Source organism: Pseudomonas sp. GL-B-26 (assembly GCF_019947405.1).
GTDB lineage: Bacteria > Pseudomonadota > Gammaproteobacteria > Pseudomonadales > Pseudomonadaceae > Aquipseudomonas.
Genome location: NZ_JAGYGJ010000001.1, coordinates 242,192 through 266,880, shown reverse-complemented (window position 1 = coordinate 266,880; position 24,689 = coordinate 242,192). Strand labels below are relative to the sequence as shown.

The window sequence follows — 24,689 nt, the reverse complement described above, 5'->3', positions numbered from 1 at the left end:
AACAGCACGGACATAACAACAAAAAACCGTCAAAGGGGCTTCACTAATGCGTAAACCAGATCTCGCCGCTGCAATTGCTGAAAAAGCAGACCTCACCAAAGAGCAGGCTAACCGCGTTCTCAACGCCGTTCTCGAAGAAATCACCGGCGCTCTGCACCGCAAGGACAGCGTCACGCTGGTGGGCTTCGGTACCTTCCTGCAACGCCACCGCGGTGCCCGCACCGGCAAAAACCCGCAAACCGGTGAGCCCGTCAAAATCAAGGCCAGCAACACTGTTGCGTTCAAGCCAGGCAAATCGTTGAAAGACAGCGTTAATCCGTAACACGCACCGACTTCCCGCGTAGCGGGTGAGCGGGATAAAAAATGGGCACGCCAACGAGGTTGGGTGCCCATTTTTTTATGGGTGACGGATTAGATGACGCGGCTTTGTTGCTTGGCGAAAATCGCCGCCATCTCCGGCTCATCCAGATAATCCAGTGTTCGCTCCACCAACAAATGCACGCCGTCAGCCATGCGGCTGAGCGCCAGGGCTACGGAGCGGCGGGAACCGTCCACATCGTCGGCGAGGTTGGCGGCGATGGCGCTGATGGACAGCAAATCTTCCGAGGCATTGGCGAGCAGGGTTTCAGGGTTGATGCCCGAGCAGACGCTGAAGAGTTGGCCGTTGCGTTTTGGTGGTATGGGGTCGGCTGGCGGGAAGTGATGGTCGAGGGCGCGTTCGGCGGCTTCGCTGAGTTTGTTTGAATCGGGGCTTTCGTAGGGAGAGACCGGATCGGTGTCGGGTGGGTTGGGTGTGACTTTGAACATTTGCTAGCTCCTGAAATGGAGCCGTTCACACGTCGCTGCTAAACGATGGGTGGCGGCTGTGCGCGGGTTAGCAGACCGGGGAGTTAGCAAACCGGCGCGCCCTAGGGCGCCCCACGCACAGCCACCATCAAGTGCAGGGATATGAATACCTGACTGAAGGAAACGCTATGCACCTCACTAACAACCACGGGCTGCTAAACCCGATCACTGATGGGCAGTGACAGGAACCAAGTTACCGACCAGCCCCAAGGCGCACAAGCCGGCGGATTCTGGCGTAGCCGTAGGCAACGGCGCAAGGTGTTGTAGCTTGCAGGAAGTAACCTTGAGGCGTTTTAAACACGCGCAATTGAGCGGTGTTTAACCATCGGAAATGTAGGCACTCCTTAAAACCCGATATGAAATTTCCGCGATACCGAAAGTTCCAATGTGGAACTTTGTTTTGTGTATGGGGTGCCATCATTATAGTGGCACTTTTCATGCGGGCTGTTGTCGCTCCAATTTGTTGAAAGATGACAGCGACTTTCGGAAGCCTCCTACATTTAATAATTTTTATTGTTGTCATGATTCAGACGCGTGGCAGCGATTCAATCGGCAGCGACCGCGGTTGATTGACAGCGACGGCTCTAAGTCGGTGCTTTCCGATCGATACGTCAGGTGAGGAAATATTAAACTGATATCAGGGAATCCCTTGCGATATATAAGGAATTCACCTACGAGCAATAGAGACGCTTCGTCTTGTTGTTTAACCAGATGCTTGCTAGTGGCCATCATCGTGAGTACGATGCGCGCACTTGAAAGAGCACGAACTCAATTGGATGAGACTCATCGCAGCTCTTTGATTCTGTCTCGCGTCGTTGGAACTCCAATAGACGTATGACTGTAATCCTAATTAAAGGTCATGGATGTCCTACTCAAGCAAACTTTCCGCTCATTACCTCGAACTCGCAAAAGCCTCTGTTTCCAAAGAGAATTTCGCGGGCGAGGACGTTCGCTTTTCGAGCGAATATGAGGCGCTGGAAAGCGAGCTGGGCAAAGCCCAATCCATGCACGAAAGCGGTCAGATCGACTGGCTGAAAATCCGCGAAAACAGTGAAAACCTGCTGCGCACCCAGTCCAAGGATTTGCGGGTTGGCGCCTGGCTGACCTGGGCGCTGTACCAGCGCGAATCATTCCAGGGGCTGCTGGCCGGCCTCGGTTTGCTGCACTACCTGTGCGAAAGCCACTGGGCCGAAGTCCACCCGAACAAGGCCCGCACCCGCTCCGCTGCCATCAGTTGGTTGGTACCGCGTCTTGAGCAGGTGCTGACCGAAAACGTCGCGATCAAAGAGCAGTTGCCGATGTTCCGGCGGCTGGTCGAACACCTTGAAGGTCTCGATGCCGCTTGCACCGCGCACTTGGGCGACGATGCGCCGTTGCTGCTGCCGATCTCCCGCCGCTTGAAAAACATGGTTCAGCGCGCCGCCGACAACCAGCCAGAACCCGGCGTGGTCGGGGCTGCCGTGGCCCAGGTCAAACAAGTCGCCACGCAGCTGTTCACCCCCGGCGCACCGATCGATAACGAGAAAGAAGCCCACAAGGCCCTGCGCGCCCAACAGGAAAGCGCGCGACCGTTGTGTGCCTGGTGGCTCAAGCAAAAAGCCACCGACCTGCGCGCCTTGCGCCTCAATCGCACACTGTTGTGGTTGCCCATCGACGCGGTGCCCGAGCGCAATGCCGAGCAGATTACCGTTCTGCGTGGTTTGCCAGCCGACAAGCTCAAGGCCTACCAGGACCGTTACGACCACGCCAAATACGCTGACCTGCTGGTGGAACTGGAGGCGAGCCTGGCGAAGGCGCCGTTCTGGTTCGATGGCCAGCGAATGGTCTGGGAGTGCCTCCAGGGGCTCAGCGCCGAGATGTCTATGCGCGAAGTGGAAATCCACTTCGCGCTTTTGATTCAGCGCCTGCCCGGCATCATCGAATTGCGATTCCATGACGGCGCCCCGTTTGCCGATCCGGCGACCCGCGCCTGGGTCAGCGCCCACGTCATGCCGCATCTGCAAAGCGCCAGTGCGCCGCGCAAGGTCGAAGTCGCCGACAGTCAGCCGGCCTGGGAACTGGCCCTGGAAGAAGTCTTGCCGATCCTGCGCAAGGACGGCCTCAAGGCCGCCGTGCAGATCCTCAAGCAAGGCCTGCAAAGCGCCCACGGCGGACGCGTCCGATTCTTCTGGCAGTTCGCCCTCGCGCGGCTGTGCTTCATGGCCAAGAAATACGAACTGGCCAAGACCCAACTCGAAACCCTGGACCAAACATTACAGGACTCAGGCCTGAACGCCTGGGAGCCCGATCTTGCGCTGGAAGTGCTGCATTTACTGCATAGCTGCTGCGAGTTGTTACCGCAGAACCATGCCGTACGTGAACGCAAGGAAGAGATTTATCGCAGGCTGTGCCACCTCGATCTCGAAGTGGTACTCGAATAGGCCCCAGGGCCACAACCGCAAGGAGAATAGCCATGGCCAAAGAAGGCTCGGTAGCCCCCAAGGAACGCATCAACGTCACTTTCAAACCTGCCACTGGTGGTGCTCAGGAAGAGATTGAACTGCCGTTGAAACTACTGGCAATCGGTGATTACACCCACCGCAAGGACGAACGTAAAGTCGAAGATCGCAAGCCGATCAGCATCGACAAGATGACCTTCGACGAAGTGCTGGCCAAGCAAGAGTTGCAGCTGACGTTGAGCGTACCGAACCGTCTTCAGGAAGAAGGCGACACTGAAGAATTGGCCGTGAAACTGCGCGTCAACTCGATGAAGGACTTCAACCCGGCCAGCCTGGTCGAGCAAGTGCCTGAGCTGAAAAAACTGATGGAGCTGCGCGACGCGCTGGTGGCCCTCAAAGGTCCGCTGGGTAACGCGCCTGCGTTCCGCAAAGCCATCGAAGGCGTGCTCGCCGACGACGAATCCCGCGGTCGCGTACTGGGTGAGCTGGGCTTGAATGCCGCAGCCCAGGACGCCTGAGTCTCCATCAGCCAAGGAAGCCAACACCATGAGCACTAGCGCAGCACAGCAAAAGAGCAACGAGAACGGCGAATACAGCATTCTCGACAGCATCATCGCCGAAACCCGCCTGACGCCGGACGACGAAGCCTACGACATCGCCAAGCGCGGTGTATCGGCCTTCATCGAAGAGCTGCTCAAGCCGCAGAACAACGGTGAGCCGGTCAAGAAAGCCATGGTTGACCGCATGATCGCCGAGATCGATGCCAAGCTCAGCCGCCAGATGGACGAGATCCTGCACCACCCGGCGTTCCAGTCCCTGGAGTCGTCGTGGCGTGGTCTGCAGTTGCTGGTTGACCGCACCAACTTCCGCGAAAACATCAAGATCGAAATCCTCAACGTCTCCAAAGAGGACCTGCTGGACGATTTCGAAGATTCGCCGGAAGTGATGCAATCGGGCCTGTACAAGCACATCTACACCGCTGAATACGGTCAGTTCGGTGGTCAGCCGGTTGGCGCGATCATCGCCAACTACTTCATGTCCCCAAGCTCGCCGGACGTGAAACTGATGCAGTACGTGTCCAGCGTTGCCTGCATGTCCCACGCGCCGTTCATCGCGGCTGCCGGCCCGAAATTCTTCGGTCTGGAAAGCTTCACCGGTCTGCCGGACCTGAAGGATCTGAAAGATCACTTCGAAGGCCCGCAATTCGCCAAATGGCAGAGCTTCCGCCAGTCGGAAGACTCCCGTTACGTTGGCCTGACCGTGCCGCGTTTCCTGCTGCGTAACCCGTACGACCCGGAAGAAAACCCGGTCAAATCGTTCGTGTACAAAGAAACCGTCGCCAACAGCCACGAGCACTACCTGTGGGGCAACACCGCCTATGCGTTCGGCACCAAGCTGACCGACAGCTTCGCCAAATTCCGCTGGTGCCCGAACATCATCGGCCCGCAGAGCGGTGGCGCGGTTGAAGACCTGCCGTTGCACCACTTCGAAAGCATGGGCGAAATCGAAACCAAGATTCCTACCGAGGTTCTGGTTAGCGACCGTCGTGAATACGAACTGGCCGAGGAAGGCTTCATCTCCCTGACCATGCGCAAAGGCTCCGACAACGCGGCGTTCTTCTCCGCAAGCTCGGTGCAGAAGCCGAAGTTCTTCGGCATCAGCGCAGAAGGCAAGGCGGCAGAGCTGAACTACAAGCTCGGCACCCAACTGCCGTACATGATGATCGTCAACCGCCTGGCTCACTACTTGAAAGTGCTGCAGCGCGAGCAACTCGGTTCGTGGAAAGAACGTACCGACCTCGAGCTGGAACTCAACAAGTGGATCCGCCAGTACGTGGCCGACCAGGAAAACCCAAGCGCCGAAGTCCGTGGCCGTCGTCCACTGCGCGCTGCCCAGATCATCGTCAGCGATGTCGAAGGCGAGCCTGGCTGGTACCGCGTCAGCCTGAACGTGCGCCCGCACTTCAAGTACATGGGTGCCGATTTCACCCTGTCGCTGGTTGGCAAGCTGGACAAAGAGTAAGCGGAGCTAACTCATGACTGGATACGGCAGCCTTTTCGAACGCCTGGGTGGCGACGCGGACAAACGCGTCGGCTGGAGCCGCGAGGTCTCCGCCATGGCGTCCGTGGCTGCCCATCTGGCCAAGATGCTCAGCACCCGTGCGGGCAGCGTGCAAACGCTGTCCGATTACGGGCTACCCGATCTCAATGACATGCGTCTGAGCCTGCACGACTCCCTGAGTCAGGCCCGTCTGGCCATCGAAAATTTCATCGAAGCCTACGAGCCACGCCTGAGCAATGTGCGTGTCATTTCCCTGCCGCGTGACCACGATCAGCTTCGCCTGTCCTTCAGCATCGAAGGCTTGCTGGAAGTTGATGGTTTCAAGCGTCAGGTCAGTTTCGCCGCGCGCCTGGATGGCAGCGGTCAAGTGAAGGTCAACTAAGGAGACTCCGATGTCCGGCAAACCCGCAGCCCGCGTCACCGACCCCACCGCTTGCCCGCTCCCCGGTCACGGCACCAACCCGATTGTCGCCGGTTCCGGCGACGTCTTCTTCGACGGCCTCGCGGCCGCCCGCCAAGGCGATGCCTCGGCGTGTGGTGGTGCGATGTCGGGCGGGTTGGCGACGACGGTTTTGATCAACGGGAAACCGGCTGCGACGGTGGATTCCGTTGGAACTCATGGCAACAAGGTTACGGCCGGGTCCGGGACGGTGATTATCGGGAATTCGCATTCGGCGGCGTCGTTCTCCGGGATTGTTGCGACCGCGCTGGGTGCTGTGGTCGCGGCACTGATTCCAGAAGTCAGCGCTGATGAAAAGAAGCTCGATTACCGGCTGAAACTGAAGTCTGGCGGCAACTCGGTTCTGACGCCGCTGGAGGTCCCGGATTACGATGAAATCAAAAGCGGTGCCACGAAAAACCGTGAGCTGATCGACTTCCTCATCGACAACCGCAAGGCCGCTGCCGACACCGTGAAGCTGGAAGTGCTGGACGGCGAAAAGTTGATCTACGCCGAACCCAATACCGCAGCGTTCCTGCCGACTGGTGAGCACTCATGGCAGTGGGATGGCTACGACACCGCCGGCATTCTCGACACCCGTGTTCTGAAAAGCCCGAACCTGAAGGTGCGATTGACCGCGACTCAGGGCGGCGAACAACAGGTCACCGATCTGACGCTTGAGTGCTCGGCGCAAGAAGTGAAGTGGGTTGATGTTCGGGTTGATCGGAGTGCGAAGACGGTTGATGTCGTGTTGCGGCCGAGCTTCTCCGATGGCGGCAGCAGTGGTTCTACCCCGGGCCTGGCGCCGACGCCGTTCAACACATTACTGGGTTGGGCCAAGGAAGGGATCGAGCTCTATTGGTCGCGTAATGGCTCGCGGGCCGGTGGTATTGCCAGTGGGATCACGACCGGCAAGGGTGCTTACAAAGTTACGGTCAAAGCCGACATCAATGCCACACCGAAAGCTGGAAACTTCCCACTGATTGATTCGTTGTCCAAGGACTTCGGACGTTCTACCAGTCTGGCGATTGCCAGAAAGCTTTATCACAACATGGGCTTCGCCTATGACAGTTATGTTGTTCAACGTCGTAGCCCCTTGGAAGTCGCGAAGAACTACGCCAAAGAACAGTTCAAGGAAACGTCGGCTCATGAGTTAGGCCATTTGATTCTCAACGAATACGGTGGCGGGATAGTTCCTACTTATTCGTGGACGCACAAAGGCTCTTCAAGCCTGATGCAAAATCCAACGCCGAATCATGACGATCCGCTGACAGGTGAAGTCGATGTCATGGAGTACTTTAGCGACTACCGCGCGCCCACGGCCGATAGGCTGAGCCGCACCGTCGCCTCCGAACAAGACGTCAAAAGCCTTCTCTGGCTGGCCCGGGTCGAATTCGATGATTAAGTACATCGGCTGCGCAGCATTGCTGTTCCCGCTGACTGCCTGCACCTCGCAGCAGCTTTTCCGTGACGAAATCTATCTGCAGAACAGCTGCGCTAGTCCCCTGACGCTGAAGGTTTCGCATTTTTCGAACTGGGGACCGTCTGTTGGCGACTATGTCGCGCCGGTCGGCGCCCGACAAATCATCGGCAGCTATATCTCGTATGACAAAGACTCGGTGGTGCGCATTGCCGATGATTATGAACTGCTGATCAACACCGCTAGTGTCTCGAAGGTCATTCATGCGCAGGCATTAAGAGCGGCCCTTGAAGGCAAAACACCGGTGAGACAAGGCGATATCAGCTCCTGGACGATCAACGATGCATCGTTCTGCCCATGAAGCTGCCAAGGATGGATTCGATGTTTAAGTGGACCGGTTTTTTTGCCTTCTTCGTGTCATTGACGGCCTGCGCTGCGCAGCAGGTCTACCGCAACGATGTGTACCTGCTCAACACCTGCGGAGTACCGCTGGAGCTGTCCCTGGCCCATGACTCCAACTATGACGATCAGCCCCGCAGCTTTACGTTGAGCCCTGACGAGCGCCGGTCCATCGCCAACTACACGTCGGCGGGCAAGGACGTGTCGGGCCAGATAAGCGACCAGTACAGCCTGTCGATAAAAAGCGCCAGTGCCGTCAAAACCATTGATGGGCAAGCGCTACGCACGGCTTTGGCGCGGGTTGAGAAGGTCGAAGAAAAAGCCGTGCGCTCATGGACTGTCGATGACCGTTCTTTTTGCCCATGACGCACGCAGTTGTTGGATGTTCCGGCTCTGAAAAATTTTGCAAAAACGACAAACAGGTAACCCCCCGTGTCCTTTAACCACTACTACCAAAGCGAACTCACCGCACTTCGCCAGTTAGGTCGTCGATTCGCCGAGCGTAGCCCGGCGTTGGCGCCTTTCCTCGGCCAGGCCGGGCGGGATCCGGACGTGGAGCGGTTGCTGGAAGGCTTTGCGTTCCTGACCGGCCGCCTGCGTCAGAAGCTCGACGACGAGTTGCCGGAGCTCAGCCATTCGCTGATGCATTTGCTGTGGCCCAACTACATGCGCCCGCTGCCGGCGTTCAGCATTTTGCAGTTCGACCCGCTCAAGCGTTCCGGGCCGGCGTTGATGGTCGAGCGCGACACGCCGGTTGAGAGTGTGCCGATCGATGACGTGCGTTGCCGTTTCCGTACCTGCTACCCGACTGAAGTCTTGCCGCTGGATCTGGCCGCGCTGAATTACTCGGTGAAAGGCGACGGTTCGCTGTTGAGCCTGCGTCTGGAGATGAGCGCTGACGGTCACCTCGGTGAGCTGGAGCTGAGCCGTCTGCGTCTGCACTTCGCCGGTGAGCGCTACATCAGCCAGATGCTTTACCTGAGCCTGTTGCGCAACCTGGAAGGCATCGAGCTGATCCCGCTGGACGGCGCCGGCAAGCCCATCAACGGCGTCAACGGCACGCCGATGGCGTTCAAGATGCCCGGCGACCGCGTGCAGCCGGTGGGTTTCGCCGAAGAAGAGGCGTTGATCCCGTATCCGCTGAACACCTTCCGCGGCTACCGCTACTTGCAGGAATATTTCGCCTTCCAGGATAAATTCCTGTTTGTCGACGTCAACGGTCTGGACCTGCTCAAAGCCCTGCCGGAAGACACGCTGAAGCAAATGCGCGGCCTCGAATTGCGCTTCGACATTCGCAAGAGCGGCATCATGCGGATGCGTCCGACGCTGGACAACGTGAAGCTCTACTGCACGCCCATCGTCAACCTGTTCAAGCACGATGCACTGCCGATCCGCCTCGACGGCAAGCAAGACGAATACCTGCTGCTGCCAGCCGAATACGATCTGCAGAACTGCGGTGTGTTTTCGGTGGAAAACGTCACCGGCTGGAAGCCCGGCGGCCTTGGTTATCAGGAGTACGTGCCGTTCGAATCGTTCGAGCACGACCCGAGTTTCGACGTGCCCAACAGCCGTCCGCATTACAGCATCCGTCAGCGTTCGTCCCTGTTGCATGATGGCCTCGACACTTACCTGAGCTTTGGCATTCGCCACACCGAAGCCCACGAAACCCTGTCGATCGAGCTGATGTGCACCAACCAGAACCTGCCGCGCAAGCTCAAGCTCGGCGACATCTGCGTGGCCTGCGAAGAGACGCCGGAGTTCCTCAGTTTCCGCAACATCACACCGGCCACGCCCAGTTATGCGCCGCCGCTGAACCGTGACTTCCTCTGGAAGCTGATCAGCAACATGTCGCTTAACTATCTGTCGCTGGCGGACGTCAATGCGTTGAAGGTGATTCTTGAAACCTACGACCTGCCGCGCTACTACGACCAACACGCTGAAAAAGTCAGCAAGCGCCTGCTGGGCGGGCTCAAGTCGATCAAACACCAACACGTCGACCGCTTGCACCGCGGGTTGCCGGTACGCGGGTTGCGCACCGAGCTGACCATCGACCCGGAAGGGTATATCGGCGAGGGCGACCTGTTCGTTTTCGCTTCGGTTCTTAACGAGTTTTTCGCGCTTTACGCCAGTCTCAACTCGTACCACGAGCTGCGAGTAAAAAGCACACAGGGAGAGGTGTACCAATGGACACCACGTATGGGTCTGCAACCCCTGCTTTAAGCGGGCTGACCCGGGTAATACGCGAGTACTCGCTGTTCCAGGCCGTGCTGCTGGTGGTTGACCGGCTGCGCGAGGCGCACCCGTACCTGAGCGAAGACGATCTGTATGACCAGCTGGAATTCCAGGCCAATCCGAGCCTGGGTTTCCCCGGCAGTGACGTCGATCGCGTGGAGTTTTTCGAAGAGCACGGGCAGATGCGCGCGCGTCTGCGTTTCAACCTGATCGGCCTGGTCGGTTCCGGTTCGCCACTGCCGGCGTTCTACGGCGAGCAGGCTTTGGGCGACAGCGAAGACGGCAACCCGACCCGCAACTTCCTCGACCTGTTTCACCATCGCCTGCAACGGCTGATGCTGCCGATCTGGAAAAAATACCGCTACCGCGCAAGCTTCCAGAGCGGTGCCCTCGACCCGTTTTCTTCGCAGCTGTTTGCATTGATCGGCCTCGGTGGCGAAGAGATCCGCAAGGCCAAGGAACTCAACTGGAAACGCCTGCTGCCGTACCTCGGTTTGCTCAGCCTGCGGGCGCACTCGGCGGCGCTGATCGAAGCGGTGCTGCGTTACTACTTCAAACACGCCGAACTGACCATCGAGCAATGCATCGAGCGCCGCGTCGAAATCCTCGACGAGCAGCGCAATCGCTTGGGCCGCGCCAACAGCCTGCTCGGCGAAGACCTGGTGCTGGGCGAACACGTGCGCGACCGCAGCGGCAAATTTCGCATTCATATCCGCGAACTGGACTGGCAACGCTTCCACGAATTCCTGCCGATCGGTTTCGGCTACCAGCCGCTCTGTGCGTTGGTGCGGTTCACCCTGCGTGACCCGCTCGATTACGACATTCGCCTGGTGTTGCGCCAGGAAGAAATCCGCGAACTGCGCATCGGTGAGCAGAACGCCTGTCGCCTGGGATGGACCAGTTGGCTCGGCCGCGAAAAAGCGGACGGCGTGGTGACCCTGGGCAGCAAAATTCATTAAGGACAGATGACCAATGATCAACGTAGACCTGCAACAACTTATCCAGGCGCTGGACGCCGAAACCCGTCGTGACCTGGAAAGTTCGGCCGAACGCTGCGTCGCCCGTGGCGGCAGCAAAATCCTCGTCGAAGACTTGCTGCTGGGCTTGCTGGAGCGCCCGCAAGGCTTGCTCGCGCGCGCGCTGCAAGACGCCGAAGTGGATGCCGGTGAGCTGAGCGCCGCGTTGCAATCGCGGGTCGAGCACAGCGCTTCGCGCAACCCGGTGTTCGCCCCGGAACTGGTGCAGTGGCTGCAAGATGCGTTGCTGGTGGCCAACCTTGAACTGGGCCAAAGCCAGGTCGAGCAAGCCGCGTTGATTCTCGCGTTGTTGCGCAACCCGATGCGCTACGCCGGCAGCCGCTACCAATCATTGCTGGCCAAGCTGAACATCGAGCGCCTGAAAGAATTCGCTCTGTCGCAGAAAGAACAACCGGCCACCGGTAAACCCGCTGTGCCCGGCGAATCGCTGCTGCAGCGCTTCACCCACAACCTGACTCAACAGGCCCGCGACGGCAAACTCGACCCGGTGCTGTGCCGCGATGGCGCGATCCGGCAGATGGTCGACATCCTCGCCCGTCGCCGCAAGAACAACCCGATCGTGGTCGGTGAAGCCGGCGTCGGCAAAACCGCCATCGTCGAAGGCCTGGCTTCACGCATCGCCGCCGGTGAAGTGCCGCAAGTCTTGAAAGGCGTTGAGTTGCTGTCGCTGGACATGGGCCTGTTGCAGGCAGGCGCCAGCGTCAAAGGTGAGTTTGAACGTCGCCTCAAAGGCGTGATCGACGAAGTCAAAGCCTCGCCGAAACCGATCATCCTGTTCATCGACGAAGCTCACACACTGATCGGCGCGGGCGGCAATGCCGGCGGTTCCGACGCGGCCAACCTGCTCAAGCCAGCCCTGGCCCGTGGCGAGTTGCGCACCATCGCCGCCACCACCTGGGCGGAGTACAAGAAGTACTTCGAAAAAGACCCGGCCCTGGCCCGTCGTTTCCAGCCGGTGCAACTGCACGAACCGACCGTCAGCGAAGCGGTGACCATCCTGCGTGGCCTGGCTCAGGTTTACGAGAAGAGCCACGGCATCTACCTGCGCGATGACGCGGTGGTTGCGGCGGCCGAGTTGTCTGCTCGTTACCTCGCTGGCCGTCAGCTGCCGGACAAAGCCGTCGACGTGCTCGACACCGCCTGCGCTCGCGTGCGCATCAGCCTCGCCGCTGCCCCGGAAAGCCTCGAACGCTTGCGTGGCGAACTGGCTGAAGGTGGCCGTCAGCGTCAGGCGCTGCGCCGTGATGCCGAGGCCGGTCTGCTGATCGATCGCGAAGCGCTGGACGCTTTGGAAGGTCGCCTGGCCGAAGCCGAAGATGAAATGGTCGCCCTCGAAGCGCTGTGGACTGAGCAGAAAGAACTGGCCGAGCGCCTGCTGGACCTGCGTCAGCAACTGGCCAAGGCCCGCGAAGCTGCCGCCGTCGAGCCTATTGTCACGGTTGAAGAAGATGCCGAAGGCACCGTGATCGAAACGCTGCCGGTGGACGAAGCGCAAAGCGTCGAAACGCTGGAAAGCGCACTCAACGAAACTCACAAAGCGCTGACCGAGCTTCAGGTCAAAGAACGTCTGGTGAGCTTCGAAGTCTGCCCGCGTCTGGTCGCCGAAGTGATCAGCGCCTGGACCGGCGTGCCATTGGCCCAACTGGCCCGCGAGCACAACGCCAAGGTCGCGAGCTTCGCCACCGACTTGCGCACGCGCATTCGCGGTCAGGAACAAGCCGTTCACGCACTGGACCGCTCGATGCGCGCCACCGCTGCCGGCCTGAACAAACCTGATGCACCGGTCGGCGTGTTCCTGCTGGTCGGCCCGAGCGGCGTCGGCAAGACCGAAACCGCGCTGGCCCTGGCGGACTTGCTATACGGCGGCGATCGTTTCATCACCACCATCAACATGTCCGAGTTCCAGGAGAAACACACCGTCTCGCGCCTGATCGGTGCGCCGCCGGGCTACGTCGGTTATGGCGAGGGCGGCATGCTCACCGAAGCAGTGCGGCAGAAACCGTACTCGGTGGTGCTGCTCGATGAAGTCGAGAAAGCTGACCCGGACGTGCTGAACCTGTTCTACCAAATCTTCGACAAAGGCGTGGCCAACGACGGCGAAGGGCGCGAGATCGATTTCCGCAACACGCTGATCCTGATGACTTCGAACCTGGGCAGCGACCGCATCGCCGAGCTCTGTGAAAACGGCGCGCGGCCGTCGGCCGAAGTCCTTGAAGAAACCATCCGCCCGGTGCTGAGCAAACACTTCAAACCGGCGCTGCTGGCGCGCATGCGCGTCGTGCCTTACTACCCGGTCGGTGGCCCGGTGCTGCGCGAACTGATCGAAATCAAACTCGGTCGTCTGGGCGAGCGCCTGAACCGTCGTCAGCTGGATTTCACTTACTCGCAAGACCTCGTCGATCACCTGGCCGAACGTTGCACCCAAAGCGACAGCGGCGCGCGCCTGATCGACCATTTGCTCGACCTGCACGTGCTGCCGTTGGTGGCCGACCGCTTGCTCGATGCGATGGCCACGGGCGAAAGCCTCAAGCGCGTTCACGCGACGCTCGATGGCAACGCCAGCGTGACGTGCGAGTTCGCCTGAGGTGGGTGTGATGTTCACTCAAGTGCCGCAACCGCTGGTCTATGCCGAAGCCTTGCTGGCGCAATTCGCCAGCCTGTCGCGGTCGGCGGACGGTGCTGCGCTGCTGGGTGACTTCGTGCGCGGGTTGGCCGAGCTCAGCGGTTGTGAGTTGACGCAGCTGTACCTGCTGGACGCGACTCACACGTGCCTGGGGATGAACGCCGAGTGCCTCAACGGCATCCTGCAACCCCGGGAAGCGGCGAGCCTGCCGGCGGATTACAACGGTGAACAACTGCTGCAATTCGCCCTGTGCCAGAACCGCGTGGTGTGCCTGAGCGAGTTGAGCGGCAGCCTGCACGAAACCAGTTTCCTGCCGCCTCAGGCCACGCCCTGGCAGTCGCTGCTGTGCGTGCCGCTGGTCAATCAGCAGAAAGCTGTCGAAGGCTTATTGCTGTGCGCCAGTCGCCGGCACATCGACCTGCAAGGCTTTGCTGATTCCCTCGGGCAACTCGGTTCGTTCGTGCTCGGCCAACTGCATTTGCTGCAACGTTTGCGTCAGCCGACCGGTGATGCACGACCGGCGAAGGTCAGCGTCCCGAGCGCCAGCGGTTACGGTTTGATCGGCAAGAGTTCGGCCATGCGCCAGACGTATTCGCTGATCAGCAAAGTCCTGCACAGCCCATACACCGTGCTGCTGCGCGGCGAGACCGGCACCGGCAAGGAAGTGGTGGCGCGGGCGATTCATGATTGCGGCCCGCGCCGTTCCCAGGCGTTCATCGTGCAGAACTGCGCGGCGTTCCCCGAGAACCTGCTGGAAAGCGAATTGTTCGGCTACCGCAAAGGTGCGTTCACCGGTGCCGATCGCGACCGTGCCGGGCTGTTCGACGCGGCCAACGGCGGCACCTTGCTGCTCGATGAAATCGGCGACATGCCGTTGTCCCTGCAAGCCAAGCTGTTGCGGGTTCTGCAGGAAGGCGAGATCCGCCCGCTGGGCTCCAACGACACCCACAAGATCGATGTGCGCATCATCGCCGCGACTCACCGGGATTTGTCGGTGCTGGTCAGCGAAGGCAAATTCCGCGAGGACTTGTACTACCGCCTCGCGCAATTTCCGATCGAGTTGCCGGCCCTGCGTCAGCGCGAAGGCGACATCCTCGACCTGGCCCGGCACTTCGCCGACAAGGCGTGCTCGTTCTTGCAACGGGACGCCGTGAGTTGGTCCGATGCTGCGCTGGATCACCTGTCCGGTTATGCCTTCCCCGGCAACGTGCGTGAACTCAAAGGCCTGGTCGAACGCGCGGTGCTGCTGTGCGAGGGCGGTGAGTTACTGGCCGAACATTTCTCTCTGCGCATGGAAGCCATGCCGGAAGACAGCAGCGGCCTGAACTTGCGCGAACGCCTGGAGCAGGTCGAACGCAGCCTGTTGCTCGATTGCCTGCGCAAAAACGACGGCAACCAGACCCTCGCCGCCCGCGAACTCGGGCTGCCACGCCGCACGCTGCTGTATCGCCTCGGGCGCCTGAATATCAATTTGGGTGATTTCGATGGTTGATCTCGATTTCTGCAACTTGGTTGGAATGCCACCTGTGGCCAGCGCATTCCCTGTGGTGAGGAAGTTTCCTGCAGTGAGCGAGCTTCCTGTGGCGAGGGGACTTGTCCCCGTTCGGCTGCGCAGCAGTCGCAGTCCGGTAAATGCGGTTTACCTGAATAAACGGGGGTGGCCGGTTTTGGGGCCGCTTCGCGACCCAACGGGGACAAGTCCCCTCGCCACAAAGGCAGTGCTCAATGTCCCGGACTAGAGCTCTCGGCTTCACCTCATCCGCTTCTAACAGCGCCGCCCAAACGGGTCGGCGCTTTGTACTTTGTCTACCCCTGGAGACCCTCTGATGTCTGTTCGTCACTGGCAAGCCGTCCTGTTGACCCTCGTCGTTCTATGCGGCCTCGGCGGCTGTAGCGGCAATTACAAATACAACGACAACACCTATCGCCCATTGGGTGATCCGCAGGCGGTCAATCGCGGCAAGTGACCGCAAGGAGTATCACCATGGAACTGGTTTTCGAAATGCTCAACACCAAGCAGTTCGTGCCCACGGATTTGTGCCAGAAGACCTTCAAACAGGCCGGTGGCGTGATCGGTCGGGGTGAGGATTGCGACTGGATCATCCCGGACCGCAAGCGTCACCTGTCCAATCACCACGCGGTGATCAGCTACCGCGAAGGCACGTTTTTCCTGACCGATACCAGCAGCAACGGTATCCAGGACAGCGAAAGCGGCGCGCGCCTGCGCAAAGGCGAAGCGATGCGTATCGAGCACGGCAGTGTCTACGTGCTGGGTGACTTCGAGATCCGTGCGCGGCTGGTGCGCGACCCGGCGACCTTCGACGTTGAAGTCGGCCGTCCGCAAGCAGCAGGCAGCATCATTCCGGACGATGCGTTTCTCGATCTCGACCCGCTCAACGCCCTCGATCAGCAAGAGCGCGTGTATTCGGAAATCGACGAACTGATCTCCCCGAGTACGACTATCGAGGACACCCGTCAGCGCGCCGACTATGCGCGCATCGACATGGAAAGCCTGATGGTGCCGGAGCTGATCAACGCCCCGGCAGAGCCAGCGCCCGCGCCACCGCCCAAAGCGGTCGAGCGTCAGAGTGAAGGTTTCTGGGAACACTTCGGTGCGGCGCTGGGCGTGGACCTCAAAGGCCTCGACCACGACGCCCGCGAAGCCCTGGCGCTGAACGCTGCACGCCTGCTCAAGCAAAGCGTCGGCGGTTTGCAGCAGAGCCTGCGCACCCGCAGCGAACTGAAAAACGAACTGCGTCTGGCCCAGACCACCGTGCAAGGCACCCAAAAGAACCCGCTGAAATTTGCCGTCGATGCCGGCGAAGCGTTGGGCATTTTGTTGCAGCCGAACAAGCCGGGTCAGTTGCCGGCCGAGCAGGCGATCTCCCGTGCGTTCCGCGATTTACAGGCGCATCAGGTCGCTCTGTTGACCGCTAGCCGCGCCGCTGTTCGCGGCACGCTGGAACACTTTTCGCCACAGCAATTGACCCTGCGTTTCGAGCGCGACAACAAGCCGTTGCTCGCCACGTCCGGCAGTCGCTGGAGAGCCTACGGTCGTTATCACCAGGCCCTGCGTCAGGACGATGACTGGAGCGAGCGCCTGCTGGCCCGCGACTTCGCTCAGGCCTACGAAGAACAGATCCGCCTGATTTCCACCCTTCACACCGACCACCAAGGATGATGCGCATGTCTCGCTGCTCGACCGCTTTTTTCAAGACGCTGACGGCGTTCGCGGCCCTGGTGCTGCTGGCCGGCTGCTCGTCGCTGTCGCCGTATTCCCACGTCACCAAGCTCAACCTGAAGCTGACCGCCAGCGATCAGCTGAACCCGGACCTCAACGGGCGTCCGTCGCCGATCGTTGTGCGTCTGTTCGAGCTCAAGCACCCGGTGACGTTCGAGAACGCTGACTTCTTCAGCCTGTACGAGCGCGCCAAGGAATCCCTGGCCCCGGACCTGGTGGCCAGCGAAGAAATCGAGTTGCGTCCAGGTGAAACCGTGGAGATGAAACTCAGCGTGGAGGAGGGCAGTCGCTACGTCGGCATCCTCGCCGCCTACCGCGATCTGCCGGAAACCAAATGGCGCTACACGGTGCAAGTCACCCCGGTGGAAGTCACCGACGCTGATCTGACCCTCGACCAGGCCGGTATTCGCAACAGCAACGAAACGCTCGCCAAGGCGGATGACTGATCATGAATTCCCATAAAGTGATTTGGCAGGAAGGCATGCTGCTGCGCCCGCAGCACTTCCAGCACAACGATCGCTACTACGACCACCAGATGAAGACCCGCACGCAGTTGCTGGGCAGCTACACCTGGGGCTTCCTGAACCTGGACATCGACCTGCAGTTCCTCAACATGGGCAAACTGGTGATCAGCCAGGCCTCGGGGATTCTGCCGGACGGCAGCCTGTTCGAACTCGGCGGCAACACCGAACCGCTGGCTCTCGACGTACCGCCGAACACCGGTAACACGCCGATCTACCTGGCGCTGCCGCTGGTCACCGGCAACCACATCGAGTCGCGCCGTCCGGAGCAATCCGACGTGCTGGCGCGCTACACCGCGTACGAAGCGGAAGTCGCCGATTCCAACGCCGGCGACGACTCCGCCAGCCAGGTCAGCTGCGGCCGCCCGGACTTCAAACTGTTGCTCGGCGAGCAGCAGAGCGACCAGGCCTACGTGAAACTGAAGATCTGCGAAGTGCTCGACACCACGCCCGACGGCGTGATCAGCCTCGACCCGGATTTCGTGCCGACCTACATTCAGGCGCACTCGTCCAGCTACCTGCTGTCGTGCTTGAAAGAAGTGATCAGCATGCTCGGCCATCGGGGCGACACCATCGCTGAACGCATCCGCTCGAACGGCAAAGTCGGTGGCGCGGAAGTCGGCGACTTCATGATGCTGCAACTGATCAACCGCACCGAACTGCTGCTGCGCCACTACCTCGGCCTGGAGCAGGTTCACCCGGAAGAGTTGTACCGCACGCTGCTGACCATGCTTGGCGACTTGGCGACGTTCTCCAGCGACAGCAAACGCCCGCGTCTGGACAGCCGTTACCAGCACAGCGACCAGGGCGCGAGCTTCCGCAAATTGATGGAAGCGATTCGTCAGGTGCTGTCGATGGTGCTCGAACAGCACGCCATCGAACTGGTCCTGCAAGCGCGTCAGTACGGGATTATCGTCTCGCCGTTGCACGACCACAAACTGCTGGGCTCGGCCTCGTTCGTGCTCGCCGCCAGTGCCAACTGCGACTCCGAAGAACTGCGCCATCGCTTGCCGGCGCACCTCAAGGTCGGCCCGGTGGAGCGCATCCGCCAACTGGTCAACCTGCATCTGCCTGGAATCAAGGTCAAACCGTTGCCGGTGGCCCCGCGGCAGATCGCGTTCCACTCCAACAAAACCTATTTCATTCTCGAACTCAGTTCCGAAGACCTGGCACAACTCGAGCGCTCCGGCGGCTTCGCGTTCCACGTGTCCGGCGAATTCGCCGAGCTTGAACTGAAATTCTGGGCCATCAGGAACTGACCGACATGATCAAGGACATGGAACATACCCAGGACGATAAAACCGTCCTGCTCGACCGCCAGGGCCACGGCCCTGCTTCGAGCCCGCTGACCGATTTCGCCGCACCGCCGCGTTTTGAACAGCTGGAAGAGCGGATGATCTACGCCGCGCGTTTACGCCCGGCTGAAGCGTTCAACATCAGCCTCAATTCGCTGGTCGCAGCGGCGTCTGACTTGTTGTCGGAAGTGGTGCGACTCAAGCACAGCGACACCCGCGAAGACATGTACGCGCTCAACGAGCGACTGACGGCCGGACTGAAACTGTTTGAAGTGCGGGCGCTGCACAACGGCGCCGAAAGCAGCCAGGTGATGGCCGCCCGTTACGTGCTCTGCACCGTGGTCGACGAAGCCGTCGTGACCACGCCATGGGGCAACGAAAGCGAGTGGTCGCAGATGAGCCTGCTCAGCAGCTTCCACAACGAAACTTTCGGCGGCGAGAAGTTCTTCCAGCTGCTGGATCGCCTGTCGAAAAACCCGGTCAAGCACCTGCCGATGCTGGAGCTGATGTACCTGTGCCTGTCGCTGGGTTTCGAAGGCAAGTACCGCGTGCAAGCGCGCGGCATGCTCGAGCTCGAAGGCATCCGCGACGCCTTGTATCGCCAGATTCGTCAGTTGCGCGGCGACGTGCCACGTGAGCTGTCGCCGCATTGGGAAGGCTTGAACGATCAGCGCCGCAGCCTGGTGCGCATCGTGCCGGCGTGGATGGTGGTGCTGTTCACCGTGGTGTGCCTGGTGGTGATGTATTCGGGCTTCGCCTGGGTACTGGGCGAGCAACGCGAAACCGTTCTGCAACCTTATCAGCAGCTAGATCCGGCCGCGGTCCAGCCGCAGTCGCAGCCGTAAACAGGGACGTGTGATGAAAAAGTTTTTCAAGAAAGTCGGCGCATTCCTGCGTCAGACCTGGGTCTGGACCTTGCTGCTGGTGCTGTTCGTCGCGCTGTTGGTGTGGTTCGTCGGGCCGCTGCTGGCGGTCAATGACTACAAGTTCTGGGAAGGTTCGACCTCCCGCCTGCTGACCATCAGTGTGCTGTTCCTGATCTGGGGCCTGACCATGGTCTTCGTCAGCTGGCGCGCTGGCGTACGCAAGAAAGCCATCGAAGACACCGAAGACGGCCAGGATCGTATCCGCCGTGAAGAGTTGATCGACGAAGAGCAGAAAGAGCTTCGCGTGCGCTTCAAGGACGCGTTGAAAACCCTGAAGACCTCGAGCCTCTATCGCGGTCGCAGCGAACGCTGGCGCAGTGATTTGCCTTGGTACTTGCTGATCGGCCCGCAGGGCAGCGGCAAGACCAGTTTGCTGGACTTCTCGGGCCTTGAGTTTCCGATCAACAAGATCGACCGCAAACTGACCCGCGACACCCTCGGCACCCGTCATTGCGACTGGTATTTCGCCGACCACGGTGTGCTGATCGACACCGCCGGGCGTTACCTGACCCAGCCGGATGCCGAAGTCGATGGCAGCGCCTGGAGCACCTTGCTCGACCTGCTGCGCAAGCGTCGCCGCAACCGTCCGTTGAACGGCGTGCTGGTGACCATTCCGGTGGAAATGCTGCTGGGCAACACCGAGCAAGACCTCGACACCCTGGCTCGCCAGGTGCGTGCCCGTCTGCAAGACGTGCATCAAAAACTGCACGTCGATGTGCCGGTTTATCTGGTGCTGAGCAAGGCTGACAAGCTGCTCGGTTTCGACGAGTTCTTTGATCAACTGACCCGCGAAGAAAGCGATCAAGTACTCGGCACCAGTTTCCGCAAAGAGCAGAGCGGCACCGACGTCGCCGTGCTGCGCGCCGAGTTTGAAGAGCTGCTGCGTCGCCTGAACAGCCAAGTGATCATGCGCATGCACCAGGAGCGCGACACCCAGCGCCGTGGCCGCATCCTCGACTTCCCGCATCAACTGGGGCAGATCGGCGAGCGCCTGTGCCTGTTCGTCGACATGGCGTTCACCGGCAACCGTTACCAGCGTGTCAGCCAGTTGCGCGGTTTCTACCTGACCAGCGCACCGCACCTGACTCAAGAGATGGACCAGACCACCGCCGGCATCGGCGCCAATCTGGGCATGAACGCTGGCGTGCTGCCGACCTTGCGCAGCGGCCGTTCGCGCTTCATCCACCATTTGTTGAGCCGCGTTATCTTCCCGGAAGCCGATCTGGCGGGTCTGGACAAGCGCGAACGCAGCCGCATCCATTGGGGCCAACGTGCCCTCTACGTAGGCGCTTTGGCGGCACTGGCGCTGTTCGGCATGCTGTGGGCGGGCGGATTTTCGGCCAACTACGAGCGTCTGGAAAACCTGCGTAACCTGGCTCAAAACTGGACTCAACAGCGCTCGGCCCTGACCGCGCGTGATGATTCCATGGCAGTACTCAAAACCCTCGACACCAGCTACGCGGCGACTCAGGTCTTCCCGAAAAAAGGTGACGTGTCGTACCACGAACGTGGCGGCCTGTACCAAGGCGAAGAGGTCAACCCGGTGGTCAAGGAGGCCTACGAGCGTGAGCTTGAAAAGCAACTGCTGCCGAAGGTTGCGACCCTGCTGGAAGGGCAGATCCGCGCCAACATGAAGGACCGCGAACGCCTGCTCAACAGCCTGCGTGCGTACCTGATGTTGAACATGAAAGACCGTCGCGACAGCCCGTGGCTCAAGGATTGGGTGGCCACCGAATGGTCCCAGCGTTACGCCGGCAACACTGCCGTGCAGAACGGTTTGAACACGCACTTCGAGCGTTTGCTCAAGCAGCCGTTTATCTATCCGCTGAACGATCAACTGGTGGCCCAGGCGCGTCAGGTGTTACGCAGCGAGTCGCTGGCCAACGTGGTTTACCGGATGCTGCGCGAGCAGGCCCGCAACCTGCCGGAGTACCGTTTGAGCCAACACTTGGGCCCACAGGGTGCGCTGTTTGTCGGCACCGAATATGTGATCCCGGGGTTCTACACCCAACAGGGTTATCAGCAGTACTTCTCGGTTCAGGGCTCTGCGCTGGTCACCGATATCCTGCGCGACAACTGGGTGCTGGGCGAAGGCTCGGGCATCAGCGGCATGGACTTGCGTCGCCTGATGGTCGAACTGGAGCAACTGTACTTCCGCGACTACGCCAACTTCTGGAGCGAAGCGGTCGGCCAGGTGGCATTGCCTCCAATCAGCGACTTCAGTGAGGGCGCCGAGCAACTGGCGGGCCTGACATCCGCCAACTCGCCCGTGCTGCAACTGCTGGTGGAAGTACGCGAAAACACCCGTTTCCCGGTGATCGCCGACAGCGCTGATGAAGCGGCCGAGGCGGCGGACAAACTGGGCGAGAAGGGCGGCAAGCTTGGCAAACTCGCGGCGGCTGCGGCTGACAAAGCCGCAGACATGACCAAGAACCTGCCCGACACCGCGAAGAAATCCCTGCAACGCCGCTTCGAACCGCTGCACCGTTTGCTGGATGACAACAACGGCCCGGCCGCTGATTTGACCCCGGCCCTGACGGCACTCAACGACCTGCAACTGCAACTGGCGAGCCTGGCGCGTGCCAGTGCGCCGGAACAGGCTGCGTTCGAAATGGCCAAGACCCGCATGAGTGGCCAGCGTGATGCGCTGAGCAACTTGCGCAATGCCTCCAACCGTCTGCCGCGTCCGGTCAGCGTGTGGTTCAACGTACTGGCTGAAGACACCTGGCGTCTGGTGCTGAACGATTCCTACCAGTACCTGAACCAGCGTTATCAGAGCGAGCTGTACAGCTTCTATGGCAAGGCGATCAACAAGCGTTACCCGTTCAGCGCCCACAGTACCAGCGACGTTGCGATCAGCGACTTCCGCGAGTTCTTCAAGGCGCAGGGCATCAACGATCGCTTCTTCGACACGTACATGCGTCCGTTCGTGAGTGGCGATGCAGGCAACTACCGTCTGCGCAGCATCGACGGTCACAGCATGCCGATCTCCAAGGTCTACCTCGACCAGATGGCCGCGGCACAAGTGATTCGCCAGAGCTTCTTCTCGATCAACCCGGCCGAGCCACAAGTGCAGTTCAAACTGGAGCCGTACACCCTCGACCCGGCCGTCAGCCGTTCCGAGTTCAAGTTTGGCGACAAGACCATCGAATACCGCCACGGTCCGATCGTGCCGGTGTCGTTCAAATGGCCGACCGATGCTGAAGACGGTCGCACCAGCCTGGTCCTCGACAAAATGGCCGGCCGCCCGATCGGCATCGAGAAGAACACCGGCCCATGGTCGCTGTTCCGTCTGTTCGACCTGATGCAGACGGAGTACCTGAGCGGTCGCGATGTGCTGGTGCTCAAAGCTGACGTAGGCGGCCTGCGCGCCAATTACCTGCTTAGCAGCCAGCGCACACCGAACCCGTTCGACATGGGCGTGCTGCGTACCTTCCGTATGCCGGTGCAGCTCTGATGCTGGTTGCCAGTCCCTGGCGCAGCGCTGCGCGTACCGATCCGGGCAAGGTTCGGGCGCGCAACGAAGATGCTTTTCTGGACTGTCCACAGCAGGGGCTGTGGGTGGTCGCGGATGGCATGGGCGGTCATCAGGGTGGCGACATCGCCAGCCAGTTGATCGTCGCCAGCCTGGCGGAATTGCCGGTGCAGGACGACTTCGACGAACGACTCAAAGGCATCCGCCAGTGCCTGCACTGGCTCAACCGTCGCTTGGGTCAGGAGTTGACCGTCACGGCCGGGCGCCACGACAGCATCATGGGCAGCACCGTGGTGGCGCTGCTGGTGGAAGGTAATCGCGCGGCCTGCATCTGGGCCGGCGACAGCCGTTGCTACCTGTGGCGTGGCCAGCGTTTGTATCAGCTGTCCAAGGACCATTCGCTGCAACAGCAACTCATCGACGAGCAAAACATGAGCGTCGAGGACGCCCGTGCGCATCCTTCGGCCCATGCCCTGACCCGCGCGGTCGGGGCTGCCGATGTGCTGACGCTGGACGTGCTCGAACTCGAGGTTTACCCCGGCGATACGTTTCTGTTGTGCAGCGACGGTTTGTACCAGGGGCTGAGCACCGATGCCTTGGGCAACGCCCTGAGCCTGACCGCGCCGCACGTTGCGCTGGAGCGTCTGTTCGACGGCGCTCTGCGTGGCTCGGCCCGGGACAACCTGACTGCCGTGGTGATCCGACAATGACTCAACTCATGCCGTCGCTCGACGACCTGCTGGTGACTGACGAGGAAGCCAATAACCTGACTTACTTTGCGTTCGCCAAATCACACAAGGCTGAACCCGCGCTGGCGCCGACCAAGGCCAGCGTCGGCGAAATGCCGGACGTACTCGCAGGCCGTTACCGCATCGAGCGCCTGCTCGGTGCCGGCGGCATGGGCGCGGTTTACCGCGCACGGGATCTGCTGAGCGAGCAGTTCGGCGACCCCGACCCTTACATCGCGCTGAAAATCCTCAGCGAAGAATTTGCCGAATCGCCGGACGCCAGTGCCTTGCTCTACAGCGAGTTCGCCCTGACCCGACGCCTGCGCCACAACAACGTGCTGCGTTTGCACAGCTTTGAAGTGGACACCGACTGCCAGCGCGCCTTCATCACCATGGAACTCATGCGTGGGCTGACCCTGGACAAATTACTCTGCGAGCGGCCGCTGGGCCTGCCGTGGAAAGAACTGCGCGACATCGCGCTGCCGCTGCTCGACGCGCTGGCCTTCGCCCACGCTCGCGGCGTGCTGCACGGTGACATGAAACCGAGCAACGTCATGCTCAGCGAAGAAGGCGTGCGCCTGTTCGACTTCGGTCTGGGCCAGGCCGAGGAGGGCATCTTGCCCGGCCTGCCACACCTGAGCCGCAACCGCTTCAACGCCTGGACCCCCGGCTACGCCGCCCCCGAACTGCTCGAAGGCCAACCGCTGTCGGCCAGCGCGGATGTCTACGGCGTGGCCTGCGTACTCTACGAATTGGCGGGCGGCAAACACCCGTTCCGCCGCTTGCCCTCGACCGAAGCCCGCGACGGCCACCTCGAACGCGAGCTGCACGCCCCCAGGAATCTCCCGAAACACTGCTGGCCAGCCCTGCGAACGGCGCTGGCATTCAATGCGGCAGATCGAACGATCACTGCCGCCCAACTGCGTGACGCTATGGGCGCCACATCGACTTGGCTGCAACGTCTGCGACGTCGGGCGTAACGGATGACTACCGAACAGGGAGCAAACA

Annotated in this window: 20 protein-coding genes and 1 pseudogene; 20 read left to right on the top strand and 1 reads right to left on the bottom strand. The window is 60.6% G+C overall.

The features are described 5' to 3' along the window. Window positions 1-46: 46 nt before the first annotated feature. Window positions 47-322 carry an HU family DNA-binding protein gene (locus KGB23_RS01255; protein ID WP_003195589.1) on the top strand — a complete coding sequence of 92 codons (276 nt, stop codon included), beginning with the start codon at window positions 47-49 and terminating at the stop codon, window positions 320-322. A gap of 89 nt (window positions 323-411) precedes the next feature. Here the strand turns inward: KGB23_RS01255 and KGB23_RS01250 are convergent, their stop codons facing one another. Continuing rightward, entirely contained in the window at window positions 412-807 is a 396-nt protein-coding gene (locus KGB23_RS01250; protein WP_223429597.1) for a DUF6124 family protein, read from the bottom strand. A gap of 902 nt (window positions 808-1,709) precedes the next feature. Here KGB23_RS01250 and tssA point away from each other — a divergent pair. The 19 genes and pseudogenes from tssA (at window position 1,710) to KGB23_RS01155 (ending at window position 24,661) form a co-directional block, all read left to right on the top strand. Beyond that, entirely contained in the window at window positions 1,710-3,266 is a 1,557-nt protein-coding gene (gene tssA / locus KGB23_RS01245; RefSeq protein ID WP_223429596.1) for a type VI secretion system protein TssA, read from the top strand. 32 nt (window positions 3,267-3,298) lie between these two features. Then, window positions 3,299-3,802, top strand: a complete 504-nt coding sequence (gene tssB, locus KGB23_RS01240; RefSeq protein ID WP_046045012.1) for a type VI secretion system contractile sheath small subunit — start codon at window positions 3,299-3,301, stop codon at window positions 3,800-3,802. A 28-nt stretch (window positions 3,803-3,830) separates the two neighbouring features. Continuing rightward, complete coding sequence (gene tssC / locus KGB23_RS01235) at window positions 3,831-5,306, top strand: type VI secretion system contractile sheath large subunit (protein WP_223429595.1); 1,476 nt, start codon at window positions 3,831-3,833, stop codon at window positions 5,304-5,306. 13 nt (window positions 5,307-5,319) lie between these two features. After that, complete coding sequence (tssE, locus tag KGB23_RS01230; protein ID WP_008150080.1) at window positions 5,320-5,727, top strand: type VI secretion system baseplate subunit TssE; 408 nt, start codon at window positions 5,320-5,322, stop codon at window positions 5,725-5,727. Window positions 5,728-5,737: 10 nt separating this feature from the next. Continuing rightward, a pseudogene (locus KGB23_RS30200) lies at window positions 5,738-6,026 on the top strand (PAAR domain-containing protein); the annotation flags it as partial. A 1,155-nt stretch (window positions 6,027-7,181) separates the two neighbouring features. Further along, on the top strand, window positions 7,182-7,565 hold the full coding sequence (locus KGB23_RS01220) for a hypothetical protein (RefSeq protein ID WP_223429593.1): 384 nt from the start codon (window positions 7,182-7,184) through the stop codon (window positions 7,563-7,565). Between the two features lie 20 nt (window positions 7,566-7,585). Then, window positions 7,586-7,969 (top strand): hypothetical protein, encoded by a 384-nt coding sequence (locus KGB23_RS01215; protein ID WP_223429592.1) that lies wholly within the window; start codon window positions 7,586-7,588, stop codon window positions 7,967-7,969. A 66-nt stretch (window positions 7,970-8,035) separates the two neighbouring features. Next, the gene (gene tssF, locus KGB23_RS01210) at window positions 8,036-9,823 is read left to right on the top strand and encodes a type VI secretion system baseplate subunit TssF (protein ID WP_223429591.1); all 1,788 of its coding nucleotides are present in this window, start codon (window positions 8,036-8,038) and stop codon (window positions 9,821-9,823) included. Beyond that, on the top strand, window positions 9,787-10,794 hold the full coding sequence (gene tssG, locus KGB23_RS01205; RefSeq protein WP_223429590.1) for a type VI secretion system baseplate subunit TssG: 1,008 nt from the start codon (window positions 9,787-9,789) through the stop codon (window positions 10,792-10,794). Before tssF ends, tssG begins: the two co-directional genes overlap by 37 nt. Before the next feature lie 13 nt (window positions 10,795-10,807). Further along, a complete protein-coding gene (gene tssH, locus KGB23_RS01200; protein WP_223429589.1) occupies window positions 10,808-13,456 on the top strand; it encodes a type VI secretion system ATPase TssH in 2,649 nt (882 codons plus the stop codon). Between the two features lie 10 nt (window positions 13,457-13,466). Beyond that, window positions 13,467-14,987, top strand: coding sequence for a sigma-54 interaction domain-containing protein (locus KGB23_RS01195; protein ID WP_223429588.1), 1,521 nt, complete (start codon window positions 13,467-13,469; stop codon window positions 14,985-14,987). A gap of 334 nt (window positions 14,988-15,321) precedes the next feature. Continuing rightward, window positions 15,322-15,462, top strand: a complete 141-nt coding sequence (locus tag KGB23_RS01190; RefSeq protein ID WP_008150087.1) for a hypothetical protein — start codon at window positions 15,322-15,324, stop codon at window positions 15,460-15,462. 17 nt (window positions 15,463-15,479) lie between these two features. Beyond that, window positions 15,480-16,676, top strand: coding sequence for a type VI secretion system-associated FHA domain protein TagH (tagH, locus tag KGB23_RS01185; RefSeq protein ID WP_046045021.1), 1,197 nt, complete (start codon window positions 15,480-15,482; stop codon window positions 16,674-16,676). Window positions 16,677-16,681: 5 nt separating this feature from the next. Next, window positions 16,682-17,182: a type VI secretion system lipoprotein TssJ gene (gene tssJ / locus KGB23_RS01180; RefSeq protein WP_008150089.1), complete on the top strand. Its 501-nt coding sequence runs from the start codon at window positions 16,682-16,684 to the stop codon at window positions 17,180-17,182. Window positions 17,183-17,184: 2 nt separating this feature from the next. Further along, on the top strand, window positions 17,185-18,516 hold the full coding sequence (gene tssK / locus KGB23_RS01175) for a type VI secretion system baseplate subunit TssK (protein WP_046045022.1): 1,332 nt from the start codon (window positions 17,185-17,187) through the stop codon (window positions 18,514-18,516). A 5-nt stretch (window positions 18,517-18,521) separates the two neighbouring features. After that, the gene (gene icmH / locus KGB23_RS01170) at window positions 18,522-19,397 is read left to right on the top strand and encodes a type IVB secretion system protein IcmH/DotU (RefSeq protein ID WP_046045023.1); all 876 of its coding nucleotides are present in this window, start codon (window positions 18,522-18,524) and stop codon (window positions 19,395-19,397) included. 13 nt (window positions 19,398-19,410) lie between these two features. Beyond that, entirely contained in the window at window positions 19,411-22,935 is a 3,525-nt protein-coding gene (tssM, locus tag KGB23_RS01165) for a type VI secretion system membrane subunit TssM (protein WP_223429587.1), read from the top strand. After that, entirely contained in the window at window positions 22,935-23,663 is a 729-nt protein-coding gene (locus tag KGB23_RS01160; RefSeq protein WP_223429586.1) for a PP2C family protein-serine/threonine phosphatase, read from the top strand. Before tssM ends, KGB23_RS01160 begins: the two co-directional genes overlap by 1 nt. Beyond that, window positions 23,660-24,661, top strand: a complete 1,002-nt coding sequence (locus KGB23_RS01155; protein WP_223429585.1) for a serine/threonine-protein kinase — start codon at window positions 23,660-23,662, stop codon at window positions 24,659-24,661. Before KGB23_RS01160 ends, KGB23_RS01155 begins: the two co-directional genes overlap by 4 nt. Window positions 24,662-24,689: the final 28 nt, after the last annotated feature.